The organism is Thalassobaculum sp., from assembly GCF_040219615.1.
Taxonomy (GTDB): Bacteria; Pseudomonadota; Alphaproteobacteria; order Thalassobaculales; family Thalassobaculaceae; genus Thalassobaculum_A.
In genome coordinates, this window is sequence record NZ_JAVJSE010000014.1 from 93,887 (window position 1) to 119,785 (window position 25,899).

Sequence of the window (25,899 nt, forward strand, 5' to 3'; positions counted from 1 at the left end):
GTGGTCAGGGTCAGGGGTGCTCGGTTCGCCGCACGAAGCTCAGGTACTGTTGGCCTCGACCGAAGAATCCGGTGAATGTCGGCAACCCGCCAATCGCGGAGCTCAATGACGGATTGCTCAGGAAGGCGCTTAGTTCCTCGAGGCTCTTGCGCGTAACCGCGTTGTCTTCAGTCGCGAAACGGGTGATTTCATCCAGGATCTGCAGGACGTGAGGAAGGCGATCGTTGGTTCCCCGCGTCTCCATGTCGACGGTGGTGTCGAACAGATCGTCTGCGAGAGCGAGGACACGCGCGCCGACGTCTTCATCCTGCGGTGGCATGACGACCCGATAGTCGAGGAAGTTCATGATGTTCTTGCGGTACTGATCCAAGAACACGGAATTGAAACCAGGATCCTCTCCCGTCAACGTCTTGTACCAACGCCAGTCCACACCGAAGTTCGGTGAGGCGCCGAAGACGTCGAACTCTTCGCCAAGCGCCTCGATGGCGTCCTGGATTCCGAACAGTCTCCCCGTGTAGGGGATCAGGAGATTGTCGTAGATCCAGTCGGTATGCGACCGGGTCATCCCGCTCAGACTGTCCAGGTGTGGCGCAAAGACCGGCTGGAGGGCGTCGTGGCGCCGGCGTGCAGGCGTGTCGAACGGGATCAGGCTGTCCGCGATCAGTCGCCGGGCGACTTCCCCGATGAACTGAACGCCGTCAATGCAGGTGACGACGAGAACGCCGCCGGGTGCGACATAGCGCGACAACGACCGTGCAAAGGTCACGGGGTCGACCTGAAACGGAATCACGCCTTCGCAAAGAACGACATCGTACCTGGCGTCGATCTGGAAATCCTCGATCAGCGACCGGATGAACCGGATCTTCGTGCCGCCGCCGAGGTGTGGCGACAGGTTGCGTCGGCAAGCGCCCAGACTGCTCGGATTGCCATCCACAAGGGTGAGTTCAGCTGGCTCGTAGGACAGCGTCGCCAGCGCGTTCTCCCCCGTGCCCGGCCCGAGTTCCAGAACCCGGCGGCCGCGCAGGGTAATCGGCGGCAGGCCGAGGCTGTGGTATAGGGCGCCGCGACGCCGGTAGTGTGCCGTCAGGTTCGAGATATCCTGGCGAACCGGCGAGATCCGTTGGCTCATGTAGAAGTTGAGGAACGGGCGATTGATCATGGCTCCGTCGAGGCTCCCGGGCGTCATCGCGCACTCCTCCGACGGCTTGATGACGGCGACCGCCGTGTCCTGATGACCGGGACTCGTGTGACTGCCTGCCGTGTCCGTGCAATCGCGGTAGCGGATCCTGGCATTTCGCCTCAGACGGGTTCGAAGACGAGCTTGGGGTTGGGATCCCGCTCGTCCGGTTGCACATCGTCCATGCCGCTGATCCGAACCAGCCCGTCATCCATCAACTGCGACCAGATCCACCCGTCGGTGCCGAAGGATGCGGTGAGGTCGTCCGCGCTTCGATCGAACAGCGGGATCAGATGGGCGTGATACTCGACGATGAAGGTTGTCTTGCGCTCTTCGATCAGGCGCCGCGCACCGGCGAGAACGTCGATCTCGTGTCCTTCCACATCGATCTTGACGATCTTCGGTCGCATTGCCTCACCCACAAACACGTCATCGAGCGCCATCATCGGCACGAAGTCGTCGGCAATCGATCGCGGCTCATCCTGCAGCGCGCGAACGGTCTCGCCCTCCAGCCCAGCGCCGAAGTTGATCCCGGTTCGCCACATCGAAGACAGGCCGCTGCCTGACGACATTCCCATATGCAAGGGCCGTACCAGATCGAACTCGTTCATGGTCGCCATGGCTTCGATCTGTGAGATCAGCTCACGCTGGATCTCAACGGCGAACACCACCGCGCCGGTGCTGGCGGCGATGGCGCTCACGTAGCCGACGTTGGCGCCCACATCGACGAACACGTCACCCGGCTCGAGATGGGCGATCAGGTAATCCGCCAGCCCCTTCTCGTAGTAGGGGCTGAACTCGCCGGCCATCTGCTTGAAGACGACGGCGGAGGGGTCGTCGAGCGGAAACCGCACGGTCTTGTTGTTCGGGAGGGTCAGGGACCAGGAAGTCTCCGACTTGTGGCGCGCCGCTCGTTCGTTGAAGAGCTTCACCAGTTCCCGCAGGCGCCACAGCAGGAACCGCGGCGACAGAATCTGCTCCGGCATGGTTCCCGCGCTCACGCCGAGGGCTGCAATCCGCCGCAGGGCCACCGGGATCTTCATCATTTCGGCGCGGTTGTACGGAGGCCAGGACCCGCCTGCCAACGCCGATACGTCGCCCGGATCCTCGACCGCGACGCGTCGCGCTTCCGCTCTTGATGTGAAATTGCCCATAGCGTGCCATCAGTAGGCTTTGACCGATGCTCAAACAGGTAGCACAAGCCAATGCCCGGTGCGAGGAACGGAGCCGAAGTGAGAGGCAACTTGCGGGACCGGGGGGCAGAGACTGCCGACCCCGGCGCCCGACGGCGACGGCAGGTTCGGGCTCGCAAGACCGGGCCGCGCGCGTCGTCGGGCATGCGAGGCGCGACACGGTGCGAGCTTGGCTTCCGGTCTCGGCGCCTCGGCCGGCAGCCGAATCGCACTATGATCAGGTGGGAACCGGCGAGTTCTTCCAACGCGGTGCGACCATGGCTGCCTTGAACATCCTCAAACGCTTCATGGTCCGGCATGCCGGCAACGAACGGCTGCTGGCGCGGCGGGTCCTCTTGGCGCTGTGGCGGAAGGAGGCCAGCGCGGACGAGCTGACCCCGTTCCTGCGGCCGCTGTTTACCGTCGCTTACTTCGTGACGTTCTATGAGTATCTGGCCGTCTGGTTGATCGCCACCGGCGGCAGGCTGCCGCCGACGCACGCCGTCGGGAACGGCTCGCTGGTGCGCGCGCTGTTCCCCGCGATTGCCAAGTGGCTACACACGACGTTCGTCGAGCGCCGACCGACGATGCCCCCAGTCAACGACGTTCAGGGAATGGCCTTTGTCACTCGCGTGCTGGAGGGACTGGAGGGGCACCTGACGTTCTTGCGCGCCTTTGGACCTGCGGCCCGGGTCGGGGAAATCCGCGGACAGGTCGAGGATGTCTGGCGGCGCGCGTCGCCGCGCTGGATCCTGTCGTCAACCTTCGCCAGCAACATCGGTCACATGGTCTACGCGGCCACCATTATCCAGCTGGTCCGCGACGGCAGGATCGACGGCGGCGAGGTTTCCATCCTGCGCGGCCACACCCGCAACCCGTATCTGCATTCGCTGTTCGAGCCGTACATGATCGACGACATGCCGGCGGATGCGGTCTATGCCGAGTGGATCAGCACCCGCAAGCGCTACCCCACCACCGACGGCCGCAGGATCGTGATGATCAACGCGGTGTCGGAGGCGGCGAGAGTCTGGGGGGCGGCCGGCCGGCCGTTCTTCACCCTGGACGCCGAACTGAAGGCGCGCGGCGACGCCGTGCTGGCGGAACTGGGGGTGCCGGCCGGCGCGCCGATCGTGACGCTCCACGTACGTGAGGCCGGTTACAACGACCGGCGCATGCACGGCCAGATGCGCCTCCGCGACGCCGAGATCGCAACTTATGGTGCCGCCGTCGAGTGGCTGGGCAAGGCAGGCTTTCATGTGGTGCGGCTCGGTGATGCCTCGATGGTCCCGGCGCCGGACTGGGCGAAGTTCACCGACTATCCGTTCAGTGACGCCAAGGCGCATTGGATGGACATCTACCTGGCCGCACGTTGCGCCTTCCACATCGGCACGTCCTCCGGCATGTCCTTCGTTCCGCTGCTGTATGGCAGGCCGGTGGTGTTCACCAACTGGCCGACGGCCGCTCACATGATCTGCGCGCCGGGCGTGATCAACCTGCCGAAGGTGTTGCTCGACCAGGACGGAGGCGTCGTGCCCTTCGTCGACTACTGCGGCGACCACCGCGAGATCCTGGAGGCCTCGGAGGCGGAGCTGTTCGGGCTGTCGTTCCGGGACAATTCGCCGGACGAGATCCTGGAAGCGGTCCAACTGATGGCCGAGCACCTCCCCGCCGACGGGTCGACACTGGTGCTACCCGACGAACCGTTCGAACCGGTCTGGCGGGTCAGCGCCACCGCGCCGGTGGCAAACATGCCGCGCATTCCGCCGGGTTTCTTTCAACGGGTCTACGGCGGCTAACGCCCCGGCGGGCAGAACAGCAGCTTGATGTTCTCGACGTCGGGAGCGTAGGCGAAGTCGCTCCCGGAGGGATCGATCGGCCGCCGCGTGCCGTCGTCCTCCAGCACTTCGCGGCTCCAGTCGCCCGGAAACACCGCCAGGATCTCCTCCGGCCTGTGGCCGAAGGCGCCGACCAGGTGCGGGTGGAACTCCAGCAGGAACCGGGTGCGGCCGCCGGCGATCAGGTTCCGCGCGCCCTTCAGGGCCTCGAACTCGTAGCCCTCGATGTCGATCTTGATCAGGTCCGGGATCACGCCCTCGCGGGCGAAGACGGTGTCGAGGCGGACGCTCAGCACCGGGTCGTACAACGCCTTGTCGATGGCGTTCGGCGGCGGGGTGGCGATGGTGTCCTCGACCCGCAGGCCCGGGGTCGGGTCGAAGCGCACGTTGAAGATCAGACCGTCGTAGTTCCCGACCGCGGCGTTGATCACATGCGACCGGTCCAGCCGGTTGGCCCACAGGTTGCGCTTCACCTCCAGCAGCAGATCCGGGTGCATCTCGAAGGCGATCACCCGGGCGCCGGCGGCACCGAGGATGGTGGTGTAGTAGCCGACATGGGCGCCGACGTCGGCGACCAGGCAGCCTCTGCGGCCGGCCTCGACCAGGTAGCGCAGCACGCCTGGCTCGTAGCCTGCGCCTTCGCGGTCCAGCAGGGCCAGGAACGCCCGGGCCGCGCCGGTCGCGGTGCTGAACTTCAGCGGCCCTACCCCCGGAATATCGCGGGTCTCGAACGGCCCGGTCCGCTCGACGACCGTGTCGCGGTGCCGGAAGGTCTTGTCGATCCGCGACAGCATGCTGCGCTGCCGCCCGATCGACTCGGCGGGCAGCCCCAGCACCTCCAGCCAGCGCAGCACGGTGAGCGACCGGGCGATGTCCGTGCGCGAGGCGGCGAACTGCAGCAGCGCCGCCAGCGCCATCGGGTGGGCCGGCTGCGACGCGACGGCCGACAGGATCTGGCTGTGGTTCGGTGGGGTACTCATTCGGTCGCGCTCCGTCCCGGCGGCAGTCGGCCGGCCCTTCACCGCCGGCCGGCACCGCCCTAGAGTACCCAACCAGATCGTACCAGCACACGAGGGATCGGACTCCATGAGTCGTATCATCAACGTCGGCGCCGCACAGCTCGGCCCGATCGCCCCCGACGAGAGCCGCGTCAGCGCCGTCAACCGCATGATCGACCTGCTGAAGCAGGCCAAGGACCGCGGCGTGAAACTCGTGGTCTTCCCGGAACTGGCGCTGACCACCTTCTTCCCGCGCTACTACGAGCAGGACATCTCGAAGATGGACCACCACTTCGAGCGCGGCGACATGCCGACGCCGGAGACCCGTCCGCTGTTCGAGAAGGCCAAGGAATACGGCATCGGGTTCTACCTCGGCTATGCCGAGCTCACCGAGGACGGCCACCGGTTCAACACCTCGATCCTGGTCGACGACACCGGCAAGATCGTCGGCAAGTACCGCAAGGTGCACCTGCCGGGCCACTCCGAGTACGACGGCAACCGGCCGTGGCAGCACCTGGAGAAGCGCTATTTCGAGCCGGGCGACCTCGGCTTCCCCGTATGGCGCGCGATGGGCGGCATCATGGGCATGTGCATCTGCAACGACCGGCGCTGGCCCGAGACCTACCGGGTGATGTCGCTGAAGGGCGTCGAGATCGTCATGCTCGGCTACAACACCCCGGACGTGAACACCTCGGCGCCGGAGCCGAACCATCTGCGGATGTTCCACAACCACCTGGTCATGCAGGCCAGCGCCTACCAGAACTCCTGCTTCGTGGTGGCGACCGCCAAGGCCGGCATCGAGGACGGCTGCATGCTGATCGGCGGATCCTGCATCGTCCAGCCGTCGGGCGAGATGATCGCGCTGGCGACCACCGTGAAGGACGAGCTGATCACCGCGGCCTGCGACCTGGACCTCGCCAAGATGGGCAAGGAGACGGTGTTCAACTTCGCCAAGCACCGCCGGATCGAGCACTACGGTATCATCACCGGGCAGACCGGCGTGGTCGAGCCGGCGGAGTAAGGGCGTGCCCGTCGCTTCGTGGGTTCCGGATGCGTCCGGCATTAGGTAGCAAACGCACCTTGGGCTGCGGTGCCTTCGGAGTCCCGTGCTCGTACAATCGCGGGCATGACAAACCCTGTCGTCATCAACGCGCTCCTGCAACGGAAAGCCGAACTACTGGCCGATGCCGAGAAGGTCTGCGACCAACTCGACGCCGTGTACGCGGACATCCTGCATATAGACGCCACGCTCGGCTTGCTGGGCCACACCGGCACCAGCACGACGTTCCCCAGGCACAAGCAGCCCGTGGGGATGTTTTACCAGGGCGAGCTTACCCGGCTCCTGTTCGAACACCTGCGATCCGCCGGGCGGCAGACCATCCCGCAGATACGGGACGCGCTCATTGCCAAGAAAGGCGCCGACCGAGGCGACCTGCACATCCGAACCGCTGTCCACAAGAAGGTTATGACCGCGCTCAATCGTCAGGAGAAGCGCGGGACGGTGGTCAGGGATGGGGATGCGTGGCGGGTGGCCTAATGGGATGTTCAAGCCGCTATCTGCTGTGGTTTCCAGCCGTCAGGCTCTTTGTTAGCGGCGTCCGGGAACAGGGCCGGCTCGTTGTCGTCATCACGTTGGCGATATCGCATATAGAGCGGCTGTGTGCGGACATCTGTGATTTCAGCCAACAGATCCAGGACAACTTCCACTGCCTTGCGCCCGAAGATGTCGCGCACCGTAATGATGCGAAGCGTCCGGTCGGCCGGTCCAGGAATCGGTGTATTGGGACTGCCTTCCCAGCGAGCCACGGTAAGGCGCTTCACGCCGAGCTGCGCTGCAATCTCCGCCTGCGACTTGTGCAAGAGGGAACGCAGGAAGCGGACTTCCTGGCCTCTAAGGCGAGCATGTGACGTGAGAACAAGATAGGCGATAATTCTATCTAGCTCGTCAGCCCGCTCAATTGATACGCCCTCGCCATACTCGGTCTCATGGGCACTATACCCATTGATCAAGTGGACATAGTCCAGTCCGCACATCGTATAGTGATATGTCATCGGGGATCTATCCACTCTACGGTTCGGATTACCAGTTTGTCCTCATTCTCGTAAACTACTGTCACAGCGCCGGCCAACCGTTGGCCCGCAAGTCGCTTTGCCACAATAACCTGCCAATGCCCTCTCTCGTTCCGGGCCGGCTGGTCGTGACAACGACCTGTCCTGAGGATTTCGAACACATCCTCACGAGTTATCTCCCGTTCAGATACCCGTTCCCACGCGTGAGGCACAAAGATGACGTTCCCGGTTGTCTCCGGCTTCACTCTTCCTCGGATGACGGCTTCGGCTTCATCGGTGCGCAGGTTCGCCCAATTGATTGGGCGTCGGAACGGCGTCACGTTTCCCATGAGCCACATATGTATCATTTTGATACAGCCAGTCAAGGCGTCAGGCGACCGCCCGCTGCCAGTAGCCCTTCCACACCCGCGACACCGGATGGGCCATGCTGGCGGCGATCACGCGCTGGAACTGCTCGCCGTTCGTGACCCGGCGGTGATCCTCACGCCACGCCATCTCACCGGCATAGGCGACCAGATACCGGCCGCTGATGTGGTGGTGCTGGCCCCACTCGGCGCGACGCAGCCGAGAGAAGTAGCTTTCCGCCTGATTGGTGCAGGCGTCTTCATCCTGGAACGCGATGCTGTGGTTGATGCGACGGGTCTCGTAAGCGGCGTGCAGATCGTCCCACGACGCGGCTTCGTCGGCATAGACGGTCGAGCCGGTCGCGACCCGCTCGCGGATCGTCGGCACCGCCTGATCCTCGCTGCGAACGACGAACGGCAGGGTACGGCCGCCGCGCTCGCGCATGACGACGACGACGCGGCGCTTGCCGGTCTGGTTCTCTTTCAGGCGACGGTCGCGGCGATCTTCCTTGCGGTTCTCGGGACGGACGTAGCCGCCGAAGTAGGCCCCATCAACCTCGACATCGCCGGCCAGCATCATGTCGGCGTGCTCGGCAGCCATCGCCTCGCGCAGCTTGTGGGCCATGACGAACGCCGTCTTGTACTGCACGTCGAGCTCGCGGCCGAGCTCCAACGCGCTGATGCCCTTGGCGGCGTTCACGCAGATCGCGATGGCCAGCAGGATGTCCCGAACCGCCAGCTTGCGGCTCGCGAAGATCGTCCCGGACGTGATCGAAAACTGATGACCGCAGCCCTGGCACTTGAAGATCCGGCGGGTCTTGTACTCGTAGACCGCGACGCAGCCGCAGCGCGGGCACACCGGCTCGCCATCGGCCCAGCGCAGCGAGCGAAACACGTCCCGCGCCTCGTCTTCCGACATGCGCGCCACCGACACCACGCTGAGCGTGCGAGCCTTGGCGGAGAGGAGGAAGTGCTGAGCCATCGTACATATCCGTCGTTTGTCTAACGGATATGTAAGGTTTGATCCTCACGCTTGCAAGATGGAAAATAACGAATATGTTAGGTTCATGACGCCAACCTCCGAGGGCACCATGAACAGTTCGAGCGAAGAGTGGGCAGGCCGCACCAAGCGGTACCTGAAAGCCGAGTTGAAGCGGGCCGGTGTCGGCTACGCCGAACTAGCCAGGCGCCTTAATGAGAAAGGGTTGTCGGAAACCGAAGGGTCGATCACAGTCAAGATCAACCGGGGGGCGTTTCCGGCATGGTTCCTACTCGCATCACTGGACGCCATTGGCTGCAAGCAGTTGCGGTTAGAGGATGCCTGATCGCTGCGGCGCTACTGCTAATCGGCTGTTATCCGACCGCTGGTTCAAACGACGTCCCCGAACCCCAATTCAAGCAAGCCGTATCCGATGGCCATAAGGCCGAGGCCAAGGGCTCCGGCGGGACGGCCCCACCGCTCGCCGACGAACCCGCAACTGAACCCGACGAGCGCGAGAGCGAAACCGGCACATACGAGAGCGCGTGTCAGGAAGCCGAGAATCATGGTCTTGTCCTCGATGTATGCCAGCAATGGAGGATGGCAAAGGCCGCCGAACTTCAAGCCAAAATGACCGTCAAGCAGATTGCACTTTCGAAAGAAGAAGTAACCTATGTTTCATGGTCTCTTGGATTAAGCGCATTCGCTGCGCTAGTAGCCGTTGTCGCGATACTTGTTACCGCTCTCGTTGCTCGAAAAGAACTTTGCGCGTACGTATATTTTACGCCCGGCTCACTGAGACTAAGAAATTTCTTTTATGCCGTTGTTACTACGGGAAACTCCGGACAAACCCCAGCACGGCAAGTTCGCCTGCGAATCCAAGCCGTCTATGTCACCGACGCTGTTATGAGGACCAATTCATTTCCAATTGAGAAAAGTTTCAAGGGAAACTCTATTATTGCTCCAAATCACTCGTTTATTGAATATGTCAAAATTGACGGAATCGGCGAACAAGATAGCGGTTTAAAGCTAAAAGATATTGAATTTATTAAAAGCTTAAATGGTCGCAACAAAGATCCAAAACTATATGTCTTTGCTGAAGCCGCATACCTTGACGTCTTTGGCGCAGAGCGCATGACACGCGCTTCGTGGCAATACATCTATGCGACTGGAAATGTAGAAAGCTTCAGAGAAGAATCCGGCTATCTTCCGGCCTTTGAGTTTACCGAAAACAACAATTTTATCGACTCAGATCACCCCAACATCCGCGCCCGGCGATGGTGGCGCCGACCGTTCATCGCAGCGCGCTCATGGCTCACGCGCGCCTAGGTGCGTTTGCTACCTAATGCCGGATGCGTCCCGCCTTTGGCGGACCGCTCCGGAATGACGTCGTAGAGGGGGGCGCCACCGTCCCCCTCTGTCGTCATTCCGGCCGAAGCGACGCCGTCGCGCAGAGCCGGAACCCACCCGCCGCTCCGTCGCCTCACGCGAAGCGGGCCTGAAGCCGGATGCGTCCCGCCTTTGGCGGACCGCTCCGGAAAGACGTCGTAGAGGGGGCGCCACCGTCCCCCCTCTGTCGTCATTCCGGCCGAAGCGACGCCGTTGCGCAGAGCCGGAACCCACCCGCCTCTCGGCAACTTCACGCGAAGCGGGCCTGAAGCCGGATGCGTCCCGCCTTTGGCGGACCGCTCCGGAAAGACGTCGTAGAGGGGGCGCCACCGTCCCCCTCTGTCGTCATTCCGGCCGAAGCGACGCCATCGCGCAGAGCCGGAACCCACCCGCCGCTCGGTCGCTTCACGCGAAGCGGGCCTGAAGCCGGATGCGTCCCGCCTTTGGCGGACCGCTCCGGAATGACGTCGTAGAGGGGGCGCCACCGTCCCTCTCTGTCGTCATTCCGGCCGAAGCGACGCAGTCGCGCAGAGCCGGAACCCACCCGCCGGTCGGTGGCTTCACGCGAAGCGGGCTTACAGCCCCTTCACCGCGTGGCTGCCGACCTTCAGCGGGCGGCGTATCGACAGCAGCAGCCGGGCCTCCTCGGCCCTGCCCTGGCGCAGCAGGGCGTTCAGCAGGGCGTATTCCACCAGGTCGCGCTGGGCGCGGCTGCCGCCGATCCGCTCGTGCTGGGTCATGACCGCGGTCAGGTGGCGCACCGCGTCCGGCCAGCCGGCGGCGGCCATGGCGCCGAACGCCTCGGCCAGCTCGCGCACCACGTCGCCGGCCGGGCCCTTGGCGTCGGCGACGATCCGGGCCAGCGCGTCGCCGTCGCCGGCCATGGCGTGGGCCAGGGCGGCATGCACGTCGGCGAAGGCAATGCCGGGGGCCGGGAACAGCCGGGCGGCCCAGGCGCTGACATGGCGCCAGCGCTCGGCCGGTACCGCCACCCCGGCCAGCTCGGCCCGGAACAGCAGCGAGGCGGAGTCGGTGATCACGTTCAGCGCCGGCCCCCAGGCCGCACCCGGCGCGACGTCGGCCTCGTAGACCCGCCACATGGTCTCGACGTCGCCCTGCTCGAGCGCCCACAGCGCGACGTGCCAGGAGATGTGGCAGTGCAGCTGGCCGGCCTTCTCGTAGTCGGCCCGCCAGCCGTCGATATAGGCACGCCCGGCGGCGGTCTCGCCGGCCTCGTAGTAGACATGGGCGCGGATGTGGGCGCCGTGGGCGTTGCGCGGGTTGATCGCCAGCGAGCGCTCGATGGTGGCGGTCGCCGGCCCGGTCTGCCCGGCCTCGACCTGCGAGAAGGCGTGCTGCGCCAGGAACCACCAGTCGTCGCCGTAATGCGGCGCGAGCCCGCTGGTGAAGGCCAGCTGCTCGGCCTCGCGGCCGGGCTGGCCGCTGAATCCGATCATGCCGAACACCCCGGTGCAGGTCTGCGCCACCAGGGCGTCGCGCGGATGCTCGGCGAGGTGCGCGCGGATCGCCTTGTAGGCCGCCGGCCCCTGGCCGGAGACCAGCAGCGACAGCGCGTCCACATGGGCGGCCTCGCGCGCCGGCAGCCGGTCCGCCAGGGCCTGGGCGGCGACCATCGGCGTGCGGGTGTCGTCGCCCCGGCCCATGGCCTGGCGGGTGCGGGCCAGCGCCATGTGGGCCAGCGCGAAGTCCGGATCGGCGGCGATGGCGGCCTCGAACGCCTGCTCCACCCCGGGCTGGGCGGCGAGCAGGCGGTCGACGCCGGCGACATAGGCGTCGCGCGCCGCGTCCGACGACGTGGAGAGGCTGTTGCCGTAGCGGTCCTGGGGCATGGGGGGCGGCCGTCCTGGTTGCGGTTGCGCATTGTCGGCGGCAGGCGGGCGAAACTCAAACGCCATGTGCCCGGCCGCAACTCACCTGCACGCCCGGAACGCCCCCATGTCGAGATGGAAGTGGTCGCGGTGGGCGGCGTTGTAGTCGGGGCCGAGCACGACGCGAAACAGGTCGCAGGCGCCGGCGCGGATCTCGCGCAGGAACGCCCGCTCGGGTTCGGCGCCGTCGCTCCAGTCGCCGGCCAGCGTGATCCGGCGCCCGTCCTCGAGCCGGAAGCCGGCGACGTCGATGGCGTTGGCGGTGGCGTGCTCGCTCGGCCGCCCGGCGGGGCCGCCGCCGATGCGCCGGCAGGAATAGGTGCCGAGATGGTCGATGCCGGCGAGCTTGCTGCCCAGGTGCCGCTCGGCGGCCGGCCCGACGACCTCGCGCTCCCACAAGTACAGCGCGGCGGCCATCGGGCAGGTGACACGCACCGGGGCGGAGTAGGGCACGGTCGAGCGCTGCAGCTCGACGGCGTTCAGCAGGCCGCAGAACGGGCCGCTCCGGCGGCTCGGGATCGGGCGGATCTCGAGCGCCGACATGTCGAGCACGCCCCGGCACATCGACGGGTCGGCCCGCAGGCGGGCGAGCTGGAAGCCGGTGGCGAGGCCGATCGGCCGGGTCAGGTCCAGGCGCCCGAAGGGCAGGTGCTCCGGCGGGATCGGATGGAGCCGCAGCAGGGTGAGGCCGACCGCCACCAGCACCGCAAGGCCGAGCAGCGGCAGGACGCAGATCGCCAGAAAATGGCCTGGCCTGCGTCGATCCGGTGCGGCGCCGGGTGCGTCGTTGCCGTTCTCCCGATCCATGGGGACCGGATGCTATGGTCGGAACGCGGCCATGCGGTGGCCGGATCGTGCCGACTTGTGGACGGATTCCGATGAAGCGACGCCTCGACCAGCTCCTCGTCGACCGCGGCCTCGTGGAGTCGCGCACCCGCGCCCAGGCCCTGGTGATGGCCGGGCTGGTGTTCTCCGGCGAGCGCCGGCTCGACAAGGCCGGCCAGCAGGTCGCCGAGGACATCGCCCTGGAGGTGCGCGGCCAGGACCATCCCTGGGTGTCCCGCGGTGGGCTGAAGCTGGCGCATGCGCTGGCGGAGTTCGCGATCGATCCGACGGGGGCGGTGGCAGTCGACGTCGGGGCCTCGACCGGCGGCTTCACCGACGTCCTGCTGACCCATGGTGCGGCCAGGGTCTACGCGGTCGACGTCGGCCACGGCCAGCTGGCCTGGAAGCTGCGGTCCGACCCGCGCGTGCTGGTGATGGAGAAGACCAACGCCCGCCACCTGACGGCCGAACAGATCCCCGAGCCGGTCGACCTGGTGGTGTGCGACGCCAGCTTCATCTCGCTCAGGACCGTGCTGCCGGCGGCCATGGCGCTGGCAAGGCCCGGCGCCCGGCTGGTGGCGCTGATCAAGCCGCAGTTCGAGGCCGGACGCGAGCAGGTCGGCAAGGGCGGGGTGGTGCGCGACCCGGCGGTGCACGAGGCGGTGTGCGCCGGGATCAGGGACTGGCTGGACGGCACCGGGCAGTGGCGGGTCGACGGGCTGACGCGCTCGCCGATCACCGGGCCCGAGGGCAACGTGGAATTCCTGATCGCCGCAACCCGTCTATGCTAGGCTCGCTGCGAACGGTGCAGGAGAGGGGCGATGACCGATATTCCGGACAGCTCTGCCGCCGACACTGAGACCCCCGAGATCCCGGCGCTCGGCCTGCCGAAGCCGTCGGCCACGGCGCTCGCCTCGCCTTCGCTCGCCCGCCTGAACGAGATGGTGGTGACGACCCTGGGCCTGGTGCAGCGCGACTGGCTGCGTGGCCTGTACCATGCCCGGCCGACCGGCGACGGCAGCGGCGACCTTGTCGATCGCGCCGCCGAGCGCACCGACCACATCGAGCTGCGCCGCCAGATCAACGTCGAGGCGGTGCTGCAGCGGGCGCTGCGGATACTGCCGGACACGATCGAGGAGGGCACCCCGGACCAGGACTGGGCCGCGCGGTTCTTCGACGCCGTGTCCGACACCGCCGACGCCGAGTTCTCGCGGCTGTGGGCGCGGCTGCTGGTGATGGAGGTGCGGCGCCCGGGTGCCGTACCGCCGAACACCCTGCAGCGACTGCCCGGCCTGTCGAAGGAGGCGCTGCGGCTGTTCGCCCGGTTCGCGGCCTTCGCGATCAACAACTTCGTGATCCGGCTCGGGCAGGAGTTCTTCGATCGCAAGGACCTGACCGGCGACCAGATCCTGCTGCTCGAGGAATACGGGCTGGTGCGGACCAACCGCGACCTGAACCGGGTGTTCCAGAGCCAGCGCAGCGACCGGTTCTCGACCAACCTGCTGTATGCCGACAAGGCGCTGCGGATCACCCATGAGGATCCGAACAAGCAGCTCAATCTCGCGTGCTACCGGCTGACCGAGGCCGGCACCACCCTGGCGCGGGCGCTGTTCGACGAGGGCGAGATCCGCGCCGACACCGACTACATCGTCGAGATCGTCCGCACCGTGCAGCGCCAGGGCTTCCAGACCGCCCAGGCCGACATCCTGGAGCGCTCGGACGAGCAGATCGTGTCGAAGCATTCGCCGTTCTGCGACATCGCGGTGCTGCGGCGCTGAGGGGCTGCGGCGCTGAGGGGCTGCGGCGTTGAGGGGCTGCGGTCTAGCCCGAGCAGACCATGACCTTCTGCCGGGCGCAGGCGGCAGTGCGGTGCCGGAACGCGGCGCGGTAATCCGGATCGGTGTACAGCGCAAGGAACGCCCGGGTGTTCGGGTAGGAGCCGACTGCGACCAGGTCCCAGTCCTCCGGCGTGCCGAGGAAGCTGCCCTCGAAGGGCCCGACGAGCAGGAAGCGCCCCCCCGCCCGTTGCATGGCCGGGACGCTCACCTCGGCATAGCGGTCGAACGCCGCCTGTCCGCTGAGACCGTTCGAGGCCTCGGCGCTGTTGTCCGGATAGTCGGCCACCGGGCGAAGCTTGAAGAAGTTGATCAGCGTGATCGGCGAGGCCGGCGAGCGCTCCAGGACGCCGCGCCACTGGTCGGAGGTCGGACAGGTGCCGTCGCGGCCGTCGCCGTACCAGCCGCGGAGTTGCTCGACCTGGGTCTCGGTCTCGGGATTGACGGTCATCATGCGGTCTCCGTAATTTGACGCATGTAAAGAAAACAGAAAGTTTACGCGTGTCAACAAATGTTCGCTCGCGCCGGACTCATCGGGAGATCCTGGACGCAGCCTGGGACCTGATCGCAGAGCGCGGGGCCGACGTCTCGATGGTCGAGATCGCCCGGGCCGCCGGCATTAGCCGGCAGGCCGTCTACATCCATTTCGGGTCTCGGGCCGGGCTGCTGATGGCGCTGGTGCGGCGTGCCGACGAGCGTCTTCGGATCCACGAGAGCTTCGGCGAGGCGATGCGCGCCGCGACGCCCGAGGAACGCCTCGACCGCTGGCTGGCCGCCTGGTTCGAATTCGTTCCCGCGATCCTGCCGGTTGCACGCGACCTGATCCGGCTGCGTCCGACCGATCCGGACGCGGCGTCGGCCTGGGAGGACCGGATGACCGACCTGCGCGGCTGGCTTCGCGAACTGGTGGCCGGCATCGCGAAGGAGGATGCGCTTCGCCCGGACTGGACGGTCGAGCAGGCCACCGACTATCTGTGGGCTGCCTCGTCGGTCCAGATGTGGGCGTTGCTCGCCGGTGAGCGGAACTGGCCGGCGGCCGGTACCGCGCACATCCTGCGCCGGACCCTCTCCGCGACCCTCCTGCAGCGGCGTCCCGGGTCCGGATGATTCCGGGTGCGCCGGTCGGTGTCCGGGGGGGCGGACCGCCACAGCCAGGACGGTGCGGCCGAGGGCCTGAAGTCGAGGGCGAGCTCGAAAGAATCGCCGGGCTTCAGGGCGCGGTGCAGGGGCCGCGATCGGGTTCGAGGCGGCGAACCAGGCCGGCCGGAGCATCGCCGTGGTCTGGGATCGGGCCGTAGACCGGTATGCCGTCGGTGCCCGGCTGCGTCGGCGGCGCCCGGACATGGCCGATGGCGTGGTCGCCGAACTCGTAGCCGTGCGGGAGCGCCGGCCGGCGCGGCCCGTCGGACGGGAACTTTTCCGCCGCCGCCGCATCCAATACCCCGGAGCCAATCGATGACGGGGATACCGATGCTGCGGACGGACAGGGCGGAACTGGACGACGGCCCGGGCGAGATCGCCGCCCGGCCGAGCCGCGCCGAGGCGGAGGCTGCGGTACGAACCCTGATCCGCTGGATCGGCGACGACCCGCGGCGCGAGGGGCTTGCGGCGACCCCGGCACGGGTGGTGCGCGCCTACGAGGAATGGTTCGCCGGCTACGGAAGCGACCCGGAGGCGTATCTGCAGCGCACTTTCGGAGAGGCGGGCGGCTACGACGAGGCGGTGCTGCTGCGCGACATCCCCGTGCAGTCCTGGTGCGAGCACCACATGGCGGCGGTCCGCGGCGTGGCGCATGTCGCCTACCTGCCGCGCGATCGCGTCGTCGGGATCTCCAAGCTGGTACGGCTGGTGGACGCCTACGGGCGGCGCCTGCAGATCCAGGAGCGGCTGACCGCGCAGATCGCCGATGCACTGGATCGGGCCCTGCAGCCGCGCGGCGTGGCGGTCGTGGTCCGCGCGACCCACGAGTGCATGGCGTCGCGCGGTGTCCGGGCGCACGGGGCGGTCCTCGTCACCCGGCGGCTGCTCGGCGATTACCGGGACGGCCAGTCGCGGGTTGAGATTCTGGCGGCGCTGTCGCCATGAGCGATGCCGCCGTGTCGGCGGACAGCGCACCGTGAAACCGTGTAGCATGGAGGACAGCATGTCGCCTGCCGGACGCCCCGCTGAAGCCGCCTATGACGACCTCGACGAGGCCGAACTTGTCGCGCGCGCCCGCCGGGGCGACCGCGAGGCGTTCCGGGTGATCGTCCAACGCTCGAACCAGCGGCTGTTCCGCGTCGCCCGTGGCATCGTGCGCGACGACGGCATCGCCGAGGACGTGCTGCAGGAGGTCTACGCGAAGGCGCTCACCGGTCTCGACGGATATCGCGGCGAAGCGGCTCTACAGACCTGGCTGACCCGGATCACCCTGAACGAGGCGCGCGGCCGGCTGCGTCGCCGGCGGGAGACGGAATCGCTGGAAGCGGTCGAGCGGACCGAAGGCAGGTTCGGCCGGGTCGTGGCGTTCCCGTCGGGGGCGGCCATGGACAACCCCGAGGCCGATCTCGCCCGGGCACAGATCCACCGGCTGATCGAGCATGCCGTCGATACCCTGCCGGAGGCGTTCCGGCTGGTCTTCATCCTGCGCGACGTCCATGGCTGCAGCGTCCAGGAGACGGCGGCGGCTCTCGACCTGCAACCGGCGACGGTCAGGACCCGGTTGCACCGGGCCCGGGGGCAACTGCGCGCGGCCCTCGACGGCACGGTGGCGTCGGCGCTCCAAGGGGCGTTTCCGTTTCTCGGCAGCCGCTGTCTGCGGACCACCGGCGCCGTGCTGGAACGGCTCGCGCCGAGATACGGCTGGCATGCGGACGCTCGTCCGAACGGCGGCGCAACAACGGAGGCGAAGCAATGAACTCTGACGGTTCCACCGGCTATGCCGGCGTGCAGAAGCTGCTGCACTGGCTGATGGCGGCCCTGGTGATCGTGATGATTGTCGTCGGTCTGTCGCTTCCCCGGATGGGCCCGGGACCGCTGACCAACACCCTGTACGAGGTGCACAAGTCGACGGGCATGCTGGTGCTGGCGCTCGCCCTGGTCCGGCTGGCGCTGCGCTGGCGGCTGGGGGCGCCACCGCTCGACCCGGGCCTGCCGGCCTGGCAGCGACGGGCGGCGGCGGCTTCGCACGGCCTGCTCTACGTCCTGCTGATCCTGGTGCCGATCGCCGGCTGGGCCGCGACCTCGGCGTGCTGCCGGCCGGTCAACTTCCTGTGGACCGTTCCGGCGACCCTGCCGGTCCCGGCGGACAACGCCCTGGCGAAGCAGATCTTCCTGCTGCATTTCGGGATGGCGTTCGCGCTCGCCGGGCTGGTCGCCGTTCACGTGGCGGCGGCGCTGCACCACCACCTGGTCCGCCGCGACGATACCCTGCGGCGCATGCTGCCGGGCCGGCCGGACCGGCCCTAGATCATCGATTCGATGAACACGTCGTCGATCATGTCCGGGTAGCGGGCGATCAGCTGGCTGCGGGTGTCCTCCTTGAAGGCCCGGATCTGCTCGGTGCTCGGACGGCCCTGCTCGAACAGGCGGACCGCCAGCGGGTAGACGATCCCGTTGACCACCATCTTCTGGTCCTCGAGCGCGATCCGCGCCTGCTCCGAGGTCATCTGGACGGCGACCCGCAGGCGGGCCTCAAGCGGTTGGCCGCGGACGAACAGCGAGATCGAGTACGGGCCGAGCGCCAGCACCTTCGGGCCGACCGAATGCCGGTACAGGATCTCCCGGTTGAACTCCTTGTCCTTCTTCTTCTGCTGCTTCTCGGCCTGCTTGCGCTCGGTGGTCGAGCTCGCCTCCGACTGGGCGAGCGCGGCCGGCGCGAGCGCCGCATCCGCGGCCAGAATCAGGATCGCCGCCAGCAGGGCGGTACGGACCGTGTTCGGTCGCTTGGACATCGCAGGTCTCTCCCCGTCATCGAACCGGTCCGACGACCGGTCCCTCGGCCCGGACGAGGCCACTGCCGCGTCCCGGCACCAGGCGCATCAACGCCTCAGCATATATAGCGATGCCCTGCATTTTCGTTAAGGTGCCGCGAATATCGCCGGCGGCGAAGGCGTCCAGCAGCGTCTCCAGCGAACCCAGCCCGCGCGGGAACCGGACCCGCTCGACCGCGGCGTCCGGCGCCAGGCCGATGGTCTGCCGGGTCAGCTGCATCGCCTCGGCATAGCCGCCGAGGCCGTCGACCAGCCCGACCCGCTGGGCGTCCTCGCCGGTCCAGACCCGGCCGCGCGCGACCGCGTCGATCTCGCTGGTCGACAGCCCGCGGGCCTCGCCGACCTTGCCGGCGAAATCGGCGTAGATCGCATCCATGATGCGGCGCAGATGCTGGCGCTGGGCCGGGGTGAACGGCCGGGTGACGCTGAACATTCCGGCGTTCTGGCCGATCTCGATCCGGTCGACGTTGACCGCGATGTCCTGCAGCAGCCCGGCGCCGCTGACCTTGCCGCCGACCGCCCCGATCGACCCGGTCAGGGTCGCCGGATGCGCCAGGATGTGGTTGGCCGGCAGGGCCGCGAAATAGCCGCCGGATGCCGCCACGTCGGCGAAGCTGGCGACCACCGGCAGGCCCGCCCTGCGCAGGCGCTCGATATCGTGACGGATGGTGTCCGACGCGACGTAGCTTCCGCCGGGGCTGGAGATCCGCAGGATCACCGCCCGGACCGCGTCGTCTTCGAGCACTTCGTCCACCACCGCCGCGACGCCCTGCGAACCGGTCCCGAGCCGGCCGCCGAACCCACCGCCGCCGCCGCGGTCGATCTCGCCGTCGATATGGATGAGCGCGACCCGGGTGCCCTCGGCATTGGGACGGCCGGCGCTGGCGAGGTAGCGGGCGGCCGGGATCCCGGAACCGGTCGTCATGCCGGCCGCGGCCTCGGCGTCGGAAAGATAGCCGAGTTCGTCGACCAGCCCGTTGCTGCGCGCCTCGTTGGCCAGCAGCGGCCCGCGGTCGATCAGGGCCGCGACGGCGGTGCCGCCCAGCCGGCGGGTGCTGGCGATGCCGCTCACCACCTGGCCGTACATCGAGTCGGCGACCCGCGAGAGGTTGTCGCGGACCGCCGGCGGCATCGCGCTGTCGGTCAGCGTCGCCATCGCCCCCTTGAACTCGAAGCGCTGCTCGTACTCCGGCAGCAGGCCGGCCTTTTCCAGCAGGCCGCGCGCCATCGGCATCTCCATCGAGACCCCGGTGATGCCGAGCAGGCCGGACGGCTGCATCCAGATCCGGTCGAACGCGCTCGCCAGGTAGTAGGGGCCGATGCTGCCGCCTTCGTAGCTGTCGGCGAACGCCACCGCGGTCTTGCCGGCGGCCCTGAAGCGGAACACCGCGGCCCGCAGCTCCTGGGTCTGCGCCAGGCCGAGCTCCGCCCCGGACAGGTCGAACACCGCCGCCGCCACCCGCGGGTCGGCGGTCGCCCGGTCGAGGGCGTCCACCAGGTCGACCAGGCCGAGGCCGGCCTCCTCGGGGAACAGCTCGGCCAGCGGGTCGAGCGGCGAGCCCTCGTCGAGCGATCCGGACAGCGCGACCGTAAGCACGATCCGGTCCGGCAGCGGCTCGGGGTCGTCGAAGGTGTCGATCCACCACCACAGGGCACCGCCCGAGGCCAGCAGCACGACCAGCGACAGGGCCCCGACGGTGGCGAGCAGGCCGACCAGGAAGCGGCGAATCATGGAACGTCCGGCGTGTTGGTGAAGACGCGCGGAGTCTAGCGGCGACGCCCGGCGTTGTCGAACCGGGCGGGGCGGTCGGGGATCGGCGCCGGCCTATGTCCGCAACGGCCCGCACTGCGCCTCGTGGCGCATCAGATGGTCGAGCAGCACGCAGGCCATCATGGCTTCGCCGACCGGTACCGCGCGGATGCCGACGCAGGGGTCGTGGCGGCCCTTGGTGATCACCTCGACCTCGGCGCCGAAGCGGTCGATCGAGCGGCGCGGCGACAGGATCGAGCTGGTCGGCTTGACCGCGAACCGCACCACCACCTCCTGGCCGGTCGAGATGCCGCCGAGGATGCCGCCGGCGTGGTTGGACAGGAAGGTCGGGCGGTCGCCGTCCATGCGCATCTCGTCGGCGGCCTCGTGGCCCGGGATCCCGGCGGCCGCGAATCCGTCGCCGATCTCGACACCCTTGACGGCGTTGATGCTCATCATCGCCGCGGCGAGGTCGGTGTCGAGCTTCCCGTAGACCGGCTCGCCGAGGCCGGCCGGGATGCCGGTCGCCACCACCTCGATCACCGCGCCGGCCGACGAGCCGGACTTGCGGACCTCGTCGAGATAGCCGTCCCAGGTGGCGGCTGCCACCGGATCGGGCGAGAAGAACGCGTTGCGGTCGACCTCGTCCCAGTCCCAGCGGCCGCGGTCGATCCGGTGCGGGCCGACCTGCACCAGGGCGCCGCGCACCCCGAAGGCGTTGCCGAGCCGGCGCGCCAGGATCTTCTTGGCGATCGCGCCGGCCGCCACCCGCATGGCGGTCTCGCGGGCCGACGAGCGGCCGCCGCCGCGGTAGTCGCGGATGCCGTATTTGGCGTCGTAGGTGTAGTCGGCGTGGCCCGGCCGGTAGCGGTCCTTGATCTCGCCGTAGTCCTTGGAGCGCTGGTCCTGGTTCTCGATCACCAGCGAGATCGGCGTGCCGGTGGTCCGGCCCTCGAACACTCCGGACAGGATCTTCACCTCGTCCGGCTCGCGACGCTGGGTGGTGTGGCGCGACTGGCCCGGCCGGCGGCGGTCCAGGTCGTGCTGGATGTCGGCCTCGCTGATCTCGATCTGCGGCGGCGCGCCGTCGATCACGCAGCCGATCGCCGGGCCGTGACTCTCGCCCCAGGTGGTGACCCGGAACGCTTCGCCGAAACCGTTGCTCGCCATGGCGGCGTCTCCCGCGGCGGTCAGACCACCGAGATGTCGGGGGCGTCGACCGCCTTCATGCCGACGATGTTGTAGCCGCAGTCGACATGGTGGACCTCGCCGGTCACGCCGCCCGACAGGTCGGAGACCAGGTACAGGCCGGCCCCGCCGACATCCTCCAGCGTGACGTTGCGGCGCAGCGGCGAGTTGTACTGGTTCCACTTCAGGATGTAGCGGAAGTCGCCGATGCCGGATGCCGCCAGGGTCTTCATGGGCCCGGCCGACAACCCGTTGACCCGCACGCCCTGGCCGCCGAGGTCGACCGCCAGGTAGCGCACGCTGGCCTCCAGCGCCGCCTTGGCCACGCCCATGACGTTGTAGTGCGGCATCACCCGCTCGGCCCCGTAATAGGTCAGGGTCAGCAGGCTGCCGCCGTTCGGCATCAGGTCGGCGGCGCGCTTGGCGACGGCGGTGAACGAGTAGCAGGAGATGTCGAGGGTGCGCAGGAAGTTGTCGCGCGACGTGGCGACGTACTTTCCCTTCAGCTCCTCCTTGTCGGAGTAGGCGATGGCGTGCACCACGAAGTCGAGGCCGCCCCAGGCGGCGCCGACCCTCTCGAACACCCGGTCGATGCTGCCGTCCTCGGTGACGTCGCACGGCTCGACCAGCGACGAGCCGACCTGTTCCGCCAGCGGGCGCACGCGCTTCTCCAGCGCCTCACCCTGATAGGTGAAGGCAAGCTGCGCGCCCTGGTCGGCGGCAGCCTTGGCGATTCCCCAGGCGATGGACCGGTCGTTGGCCACCCCCATGATAAGACCCCGTTTGCCCGCCATGATGCGGGGATCGTCGGCCATCCTGTCCTCTGCGCGCCCGATTGTTCAATAACTGCCGCATCCTACACGAACACCGGGGGTGGGCAAGCGAGCGGGACGTGCGGGCCCGCCGCGATCGTGGCGATCAGCCGTCGACCGGGCGTTCGGCGTTCGCGTACCAGCGGTCTCGCATCTCCTGCAACTGCTCGGGCAGGAAATGCGCCTCCATGAACGCCGTGTTGATCATTCCTTCCGCCAGCGAGCGGGGAACCCTGATCCGCTTCGCGAGCGTGCGGATCTGATCGCTCAGCGCCGGATGGCTGGTCACCCGGAAATCGCTGGGCGGCTGGCATCCGCTCGTATCGACGGACAGCACATCCCGGAGGATCTCCGGCAGGATGGCTTCCATCTCGCGGAGGCGGAACAGCATGAGCGTGACGTTGTCCCGAAATCCGATGAAATATCCGCGCTCCTGCTGGCGTATCTGGTAGGCGGCGATCGGTAGCCCGAAGGCGTGCTCGTAGTTCAGACGGAAGTACCCGGCCAGGTCTTCGAAAGTCTGCGCGTCGAGCGTGCCCTGGACGTTGGTACAGACCGCGTCCGCGTCGTCGTCCGGGATCGTCGCCCAGGAAACCGGCGCGCCGGCGCTCTTCTCCTGCATCCGGGACCTCAGGGATTTCCTGACGAGGGTGTAGGTCAGAGCCTGGACCGGGTCGTGGAGGTTGCCGGCCACCACGAACCGCATGACGGTGTGGGCGCTCAGATGGGAAAATGTCTGCCAGGCCATCGCCCGGTCTGGCCGCTGGAGCGGCACCGTCCGCTCTTTCCGGAACTTGTGCGTTTCAAGCAGAAAGCAACTCAGACCGCGCTGTTGCAGATGCAGTACGTAGTTCCGAAGCTGCCATGTGCCGGACGAATTCGGACAGACAACCAGCCAGTGCGGGATATGCCGCCGTCGCGCCACGAGGTGATCGACGCGGGCCGTCAACTCGGCAACGTCGTCGACCATCAGGTAGCGGTGGTAGGCAGGATCCCCGGCGGCGGGCTTGCCGGCGTCCAAGAGCCCCAGATAGGTGATCGACAGAAGATGCTGGACGATCTGGTTTTCGGGGTTTCGACGATAGGCTTCGCGCAGATAGAAGGCGTTCCGCTCCATGTCGGTGCCTTCGGCCTGATCGCGGTTCTTGATCTCCGCCAACAGTTTCTTGAAGTCGACTGATCCCAGCCGCTCGACCGCATCGGCATTGCAGTCGTTGCTCCGCCATTTCTCGCGGATTTCCTCCAGGCTTTCGCTCAGCCCATCGGTTGCTCCGCGCCGCCCGGCCTCCATGAGGGCGCTGACGGCGTGCGCCCATTCGCCCAGTCCCAGGAAGAACGCCGCCCGCTCGCGGGGCACTTCCGGTCCCGGTGCGATGTCTTCGAGGAAGGGATGCCTGAGTGGGATCTTGTTTCTGACGTTCATGATGCCGAAGAACTGGTGCCGGAGGCCGTTGCGGCCGGGTCGCTAGAGACGTTGGATCAACCAGATCCGCGTGCGGTACTGGCAATCGAGAAACGGGTGGTCCGCGAGGTGCTTCTCGACGAAGTCGATGAAGGCGGCGAAGCGCTCGGGCCCGGCCTGCACCTGCACGTCGTTCACCGAGCGCCAGGCACCGATATAGCGTTCGCGGCTCATCCGCTCGACGTGGAAGCACTCGGCGTAGACCGGGTCGGCCCAGCCCTCGGCATCCATGAAACGGGCGACCAGGCCGTCGGTGAAGGCCGAGTTGCCGGACGAGACGCGCTTCATGTCCGGCACCAGCCGCTTCAACTCGGCTTCGAACTCCAGCAGCAGCGGGCTGCGGTCCAGGTAACGGGTGTTCCACAGCGCGGCGAACCAGCCCTCGGGGCGCAGGACCCGGCGGAACTCGGCGAGCGCGGTATCGAAATCCGCCCAGTGAAACGACGACGCCATGGTCAGCAGGTCGGTCGACGCATCGGCCAGGCCGGTGCGCTCCGCCGAACCGGCCTTCCACTCGATCGGCAAGCCCGTCGACGTCTCGCGGCCTGCCTGCCGCATCTCGTCGTTCGGCTCGACGGCGGTCACCCGGCGAAATCCGGCTTCCTGCACCTGCCGGCTCCAGATGCCGGTGCCGGCCCCGACGTCGGCGGCGTCGAGCTCGGCAGCCGGACGGTCGATCGCGCCGAGGATCAGGCGGATCGCATGGGGGCTGTAGCCCGGTCGATGCGACGCGTAGGACGAGGCCAGTCCGGAGAAGTCTCCATGCACCAGATTTCCGCGTGACATCGCCCGATCACCGCCAGTCATGTGCCCAGGGACCCGAATGTGCCGCGGCGCCCACCATGCTCTCGTAATAGGCCAGGTCCGACTCCGAGTCGACCTCCACCCAACCGCCCTCGACCGGTACCCCGCGAACCTCGTGGCCGTCGGCGATCAGCCGGCGCAGCAGCCCGGTCATGTCCAGCCGGTCGGTTGCGGCATCGCCGAGCCCGTCCAGATAGCCGCTGACGGCCTGCCACCCGGCGACCGTGAACTTCAGCAGTCCCATGAACTGCCCCTCGACCTCGTACATGCTGTTCGGCCGGTCGCCGATCTCGACGACCCGCCCGCCCTCGACCCGGAAGGTTTCGGCATCCTCGAGCGGCGCCTCGAAGCGGCCGCGCCACAGCGCGGCCCACTGCCGGTCGTAGGTGATGGCGATGTCGCCTGGGGCGGCGGCGAGCCGCTCGACCGCCGACGGTCGGAAGGCGATGTCGGAATACGAGATCAGGCTGTCGCGTTCGCCGAGCCACGGTGCCGCGAAGGTCAACGACCGCACCATGTTGGTCGTCTCCCAGCGGGGATTGACGAACGGCACCTCGATCTCACGGGCCAGCCGCTCGGCACGGTAGCCGCCGACGGCGGCGATCGTGTCGACGCCGGCGCGCTGGAACGCCGAGCGCTGCCAGTCCAGCAGCGGTCGGCCGGCCAGCGGCACCAGGCATTTCGGCCGATCGGCGGTGGCGTCGCGCATGCGGCTTCCGCGGCCGGCGGCCAGGATCAGGGCACGGTAGGGGCTGCTCATGGGACTCGCTTCGACTCCAGACGATGGCGGAACAGGGCGACGTCGGCGGCGGCCGGCGCCGGCTCCCGCTCGGGATGCCACATGACGGCGGTGCAGCGCCCGTCGGCGGAGCGGGCGGCCTCGACCGTCCGGTCCTCGCCGACCGCCAGAGCCGACCAGCCCGCCGGAAGGCCGTCTCCCGGCACCGCGAACCCGTGGAACGAGTTGACGTCGAGCCGACCGCCGCCGGTCCAGCCCCAGTCGGTGTCCGACAGGCAGCGGACCGGGTGTCTGGTGGCGACATGGACGCCTCGGTCGGTTCGGACCACCTGTCCGCCCTCGGCGGCGACCATCATCTGGAACCCCCGGCAGACTCCGATGACCGGCAGGCCGTGCCGGGCGGCGTAGGTCAGGCAGTCGCTCTCGGTCCGGTCGCGGTCGGGCTCGGTCCCGAGGTCGTTGCCGCCGGTCAGCAGCAGGCCTTCGACGGCAAGCGCTTCCAGCAGGCGCGCCGCGTGTTCCGGCAGGTTCGGGATCGGCACGATCACCACGTCCGGCCAGACCGCCGTGAGGAAACGATACCAGTCGCTGGCCAGGGCGTCGCGCCGCTCGCCGTGCTCCGGGTCGTAGACGATCCGCTGCGTAATGCCGATGCGCATG

28 protein-coding genes are annotated in these 25,899 nt (G+C 67.7%); 11 read left to right on the forward strand and 17 right to left on the reverse strand.

What is annotated here, in order from left to right:
- Positions 1-10: 10 nt before the first annotated feature.
- Together RIC31_RS10035 and RIC31_RS10040 are read right to left on the reverse strand one after the other, a co-directional pair.
- Positions 11-1,186 carry a class I SAM-dependent methyltransferase gene (locus RIC31_RS10035; protein ID WP_350106033.1) on the reverse strand — a complete coding sequence of 392 codons (1,176 nt, stop codon included), beginning with the start codon at positions 1,184-1,186 and terminating at the stop codon, positions 11-13.
- A 113-nt stretch (positions 1,187-1,299) separates the two neighbouring features.
- On the reverse strand, positions 1,300-2,331 hold the full coding sequence (locus RIC31_RS10040; protein WP_350106035.1) for an FkbM family methyltransferase: 1,032 nt from the start codon (positions 2,329-2,331) through the stop codon (positions 1,300-1,302).
- 296 nt (positions 2,332-2,627) lie between these two features.
- Between RIC31_RS10040 and RIC31_RS10045 the strand changes: the two genes are divergently transcribed.
- Positions 2,628-4,145 carry a TIGR04372 family glycosyltransferase gene (locus RIC31_RS10045; protein WP_350106038.1) on the forward strand — a complete coding sequence of 506 codons (1,518 nt, stop codon included), beginning with the start codon at positions 2,628-2,630 and terminating at the stop codon, positions 4,143-4,145.
- Here the strand turns inward: RIC31_RS10045 and RIC31_RS10050 are convergent.
- The gene (locus RIC31_RS10050; RefSeq protein ID WP_350106041.1) at positions 4,142-5,164 is read right to left on the reverse strand and encodes an FkbM family methyltransferase; all 1,023 of its coding nucleotides are present in this window, start codon (positions 5,162-5,164) and stop codon (positions 4,142-4,144) included. The two genes, RIC31_RS10045 and RIC31_RS10050, sit on opposite strands and share 4 nt — an antisense overlap.
- Positions 5,165-5,270: 106 nt before the next feature.
- On the opposite strand from RIC31_RS10050, the gene RIC31_RS10055 reads away from it, so the two are divergent.
- Positions 5,271-6,203, forward strand: a complete 933-nt coding sequence (locus RIC31_RS10055) for an N-carbamoyl-D-amino-acid hydrolase (RefSeq protein WP_350106044.1) — start codon at positions 5,271-5,273, stop codon at positions 6,201-6,203.
- 105 nt (positions 6,204-6,308) lie between these two features.
- The gene (locus tag RIC31_RS10060) at positions 6,309-6,719 is read left to right on the forward strand and encodes a hypothetical protein (RefSeq protein WP_350106046.1); all 411 of its coding nucleotides are present in this window, start codon (positions 6,309-6,311) and stop codon (positions 6,717-6,719) included.
- A gap of 8 nt (positions 6,720-6,727) precedes the next feature.
- Here RIC31_RS10060 and RIC31_RS10065 read toward each other — a convergent pair whose 3' ends face one another.
- The 3 genes from RIC31_RS10065 to RIC31_RS10075 are packed head-to-tail and all read right to left on the reverse strand — an operon-like array spanning position 6,728 to position 8,578.
- Positions 6,728-7,234: a helix-turn-helix domain-containing protein gene (locus RIC31_RS10065; RefSeq protein WP_350106049.1), complete on the reverse strand. Its 507-nt coding sequence runs from the start codon at positions 7,232-7,234 to the stop codon at positions 6,728-6,730.
- Positions 7,231-7,599, reverse strand: coding sequence for a DUF4258 domain-containing protein (locus tag RIC31_RS10070; protein ID WP_350106482.1), 369 nt, complete (start codon positions 7,597-7,599; stop codon positions 7,231-7,233). The genes RIC31_RS10065 and RIC31_RS10070 overlap by 4 nt, the downstream gene beginning before the upstream one ends.
- Before the next feature lie 22 nt (positions 7,600-7,621).
- Complete coding sequence (locus RIC31_RS10075) at positions 7,622-8,578, reverse strand: IS1595 family transposase (protein ID WP_350106052.1); 957 nt, start codon at positions 8,576-8,578, stop codon at positions 7,622-7,624.
- 109 nt (positions 8,579-8,687) lie between these two features.
- Here RIC31_RS10075 and RIC31_RS10080 point away from each other — a divergent pair, with 109 nt between their 5' ends.
- Together RIC31_RS10080 and RIC31_RS10085 are read left to right on the forward strand one after the other, a co-directional pair.
- On the forward strand, positions 8,688-8,921 hold the full coding sequence (locus RIC31_RS10080) for a DUF6471 domain-containing protein (RefSeq protein WP_350106054.1): 234 nt from the start codon (positions 8,688-8,690) through the stop codon (positions 8,919-8,921).
- Complete coding sequence (locus tag RIC31_RS10085) at positions 8,858-9,904, forward strand: hypothetical protein (protein WP_350106057.1); 1,047 nt, start codon at positions 8,858-8,860, stop codon at positions 9,902-9,904. The genes RIC31_RS10080 and RIC31_RS10085 overlap by 64 nt, the downstream gene beginning before the upstream one ends.
- A gap of 635 nt (positions 9,905-10,539) precedes the next feature.
- On the opposite strand, the gene RIC31_RS10090 is transcribed toward RIC31_RS10085, so the two are convergent.
- Together RIC31_RS10090 and RIC31_RS10095 are read right to left on the reverse strand one after the other, a co-directional pair.
- Positions 10,540-11,814 (reverse strand): tetratricopeptide repeat protein, encoded by a 1,275-nt coding sequence (locus RIC31_RS10090; RefSeq protein WP_350106060.1) that lies wholly within the window; start codon positions 11,812-11,814, stop codon positions 10,540-10,542.
- An 81-nt stretch (positions 11,815-11,895) separates the two neighbouring features.
- Positions 11,896-12,660: an extensin-like domain-containing protein gene (locus RIC31_RS10095; RefSeq protein ID WP_350106063.1), complete on the reverse strand. Its 765-nt coding sequence runs from the start codon at positions 12,658-12,660 to the stop codon at positions 11,896-11,898.
- Between the two features lie 71 nt (positions 12,661-12,731).
- On the opposite strand from RIC31_RS10095, the gene RIC31_RS10100 reads away from it, so the two are divergent.
- Both RIC31_RS10100 and RIC31_RS10105 read left to right on the forward strand, forming a co-directional pair.
- Complete coding sequence (locus RIC31_RS10100) at positions 12,732-13,469, forward strand: TlyA family RNA methyltransferase (RefSeq protein WP_350106066.1); 738 nt, start codon at positions 12,732-12,734, stop codon at positions 13,467-13,469.
- A gap of 30 nt (positions 13,470-13,499) precedes the next feature.
- Positions 13,500-14,456: a DUF2806 domain-containing protein gene (locus RIC31_RS10105; protein ID WP_350106069.1), complete on the forward strand. Its 957-nt coding sequence runs from the start codon at positions 13,500-13,502 to the stop codon at positions 14,454-14,456.
- Positions 14,457-14,499: 43 nt separating this feature from the next.
- Here the strand turns inward: RIC31_RS10105 and RIC31_RS10110 are convergent, their stop codons facing one another.
- Positions 14,500-14,964 (reverse strand): DUF1330 domain-containing protein, encoded by a 465-nt coding sequence (locus RIC31_RS10110; RefSeq protein WP_350106072.1) that lies wholly within the window; start codon positions 14,962-14,964, stop codon positions 14,500-14,502.
- Between the two features lie 50 nt (positions 14,965-15,014).
- Between RIC31_RS10110 and RIC31_RS10115 the strand changes: the two genes are divergently transcribed.
- The 4 genes from RIC31_RS10115 to RIC31_RS10130 all read left to right on the forward strand — a co-directional run bounded on the left by RIC31_RS10115 (position 15,015) and on the right by RIC31_RS10130 (position 17,960).
- Positions 15,015-15,620: a TetR/AcrR family transcriptional regulator gene (locus RIC31_RS10115; protein ID WP_350106075.1), complete on the forward strand. Its 606-nt coding sequence runs from the start codon at positions 15,015-15,017 to the stop codon at positions 15,618-15,620.
- Between the two features lie 363 nt (positions 15,621-15,983).
- The gene (folE, locus tag RIC31_RS10120) at positions 15,984-16,598 is read left to right on the forward strand and encodes a GTP cyclohydrolase I FolE (protein WP_350106487.1); all 615 of its coding nucleotides are present in this window, start codon (positions 15,984-15,986) and stop codon (positions 16,596-16,598) included.
- A gap of 58 nt (positions 16,599-16,656) precedes the next feature.
- The gene (locus RIC31_RS10125) at positions 16,657-17,409 is read left to right on the forward strand and encodes an RNA polymerase sigma factor (protein WP_350106078.1); all 753 of its coding nucleotides are present in this window, start codon (positions 16,657-16,659) and stop codon (positions 17,407-17,409) included.
- Complete coding sequence (locus tag RIC31_RS10130; RefSeq protein ID WP_350106082.1) at positions 17,406-17,960, forward strand: cytochrome b; 555 nt, start codon at positions 17,406-17,408, stop codon at positions 17,958-17,960. The genes RIC31_RS10125 and RIC31_RS10130 overlap by 4 nt, the downstream gene beginning before the upstream one ends.
- Here the strand turns inward: RIC31_RS10130 and RIC31_RS10135 are convergent.
- The 8 genes from RIC31_RS10135 to RIC31_RS10170 all read right to left on the reverse strand — a co-directional run bounded on the left by RIC31_RS10135 (position 17,957) and on the right by RIC31_RS10170 (position 25,898).
- Positions 17,957-18,445: a hypothetical protein gene (locus RIC31_RS10135; RefSeq protein WP_350106085.1), complete on the reverse strand. Its 489-nt coding sequence runs from the start codon at positions 18,443-18,445 to the stop codon at positions 17,957-17,959. The two genes, RIC31_RS10130 and RIC31_RS10135, sit on opposite strands and share 4 nt — an antisense overlap.
- A gap of 16 nt (positions 18,446-18,461) precedes the next feature.
- Entirely contained in the window at positions 18,462-20,216 is a 1,755-nt protein-coding gene (locus RIC31_RS10140) for a S49 family peptidase (protein WP_350106088.1), read from the reverse strand.
- A gap of 93 nt (positions 20,217-20,309) precedes the next feature.
- Entirely contained in the window at positions 20,310-21,404 is a 1,095-nt protein-coding gene (aroC, locus tag RIC31_RS10145) for a chorismate synthase (protein ID WP_350106091.1), read from the reverse strand.
- Between the two features lie 20 nt (positions 21,405-21,424).
- Positions 21,425-22,237 (reverse strand): enoyl-ACP reductase FabI, encoded by an 813-nt coding sequence (gene fabI, locus RIC31_RS10150; protein WP_350106095.1) that lies wholly within the window; start codon positions 22,235-22,237, stop codon positions 21,425-21,427.
- 103 nt (positions 22,238-22,340) lie between these two features.
- Positions 22,341-23,657 carry a hypothetical protein gene (locus RIC31_RS10155; RefSeq protein WP_350106098.1) on the reverse strand — a complete coding sequence of 439 codons (1,317 nt, stop codon included), beginning with the start codon at positions 23,655-23,657 and terminating at the stop codon, positions 22,341-22,343.
- Between the two features lie 42 nt (positions 23,658-23,699).
- On the reverse strand, positions 23,700-24,482 hold the full coding sequence (locus tag RIC31_RS10160; protein WP_350106101.1) for a class I SAM-dependent methyltransferase: 783 nt from the start codon (positions 24,480-24,482) through the stop codon (positions 23,700-23,702).
- 7 nt (positions 24,483-24,489) lie between these two features.
- Positions 24,490-25,260, reverse strand: a complete 771-nt coding sequence (locus tag RIC31_RS10165) for a phosphocholine cytidylyltransferase family protein (RefSeq protein ID WP_350106104.1) — start codon at positions 25,258-25,260, stop codon at positions 24,490-24,492.
- Positions 25,257-25,898 (reverse strand): gamma-glutamyl-gamma-aminobutyrate hydrolase family protein, encoded by a 642-nt coding sequence (locus RIC31_RS10170; RefSeq protein ID WP_350106107.1) that lies wholly within the window; start codon positions 25,896-25,898, stop codon positions 25,257-25,259. Before RIC31_RS10170 ends, RIC31_RS10165 begins: the two co-directional genes overlap by 4 nt.
- Between the last annotated feature and the right edge of the window lies 1 nt (position 25,899).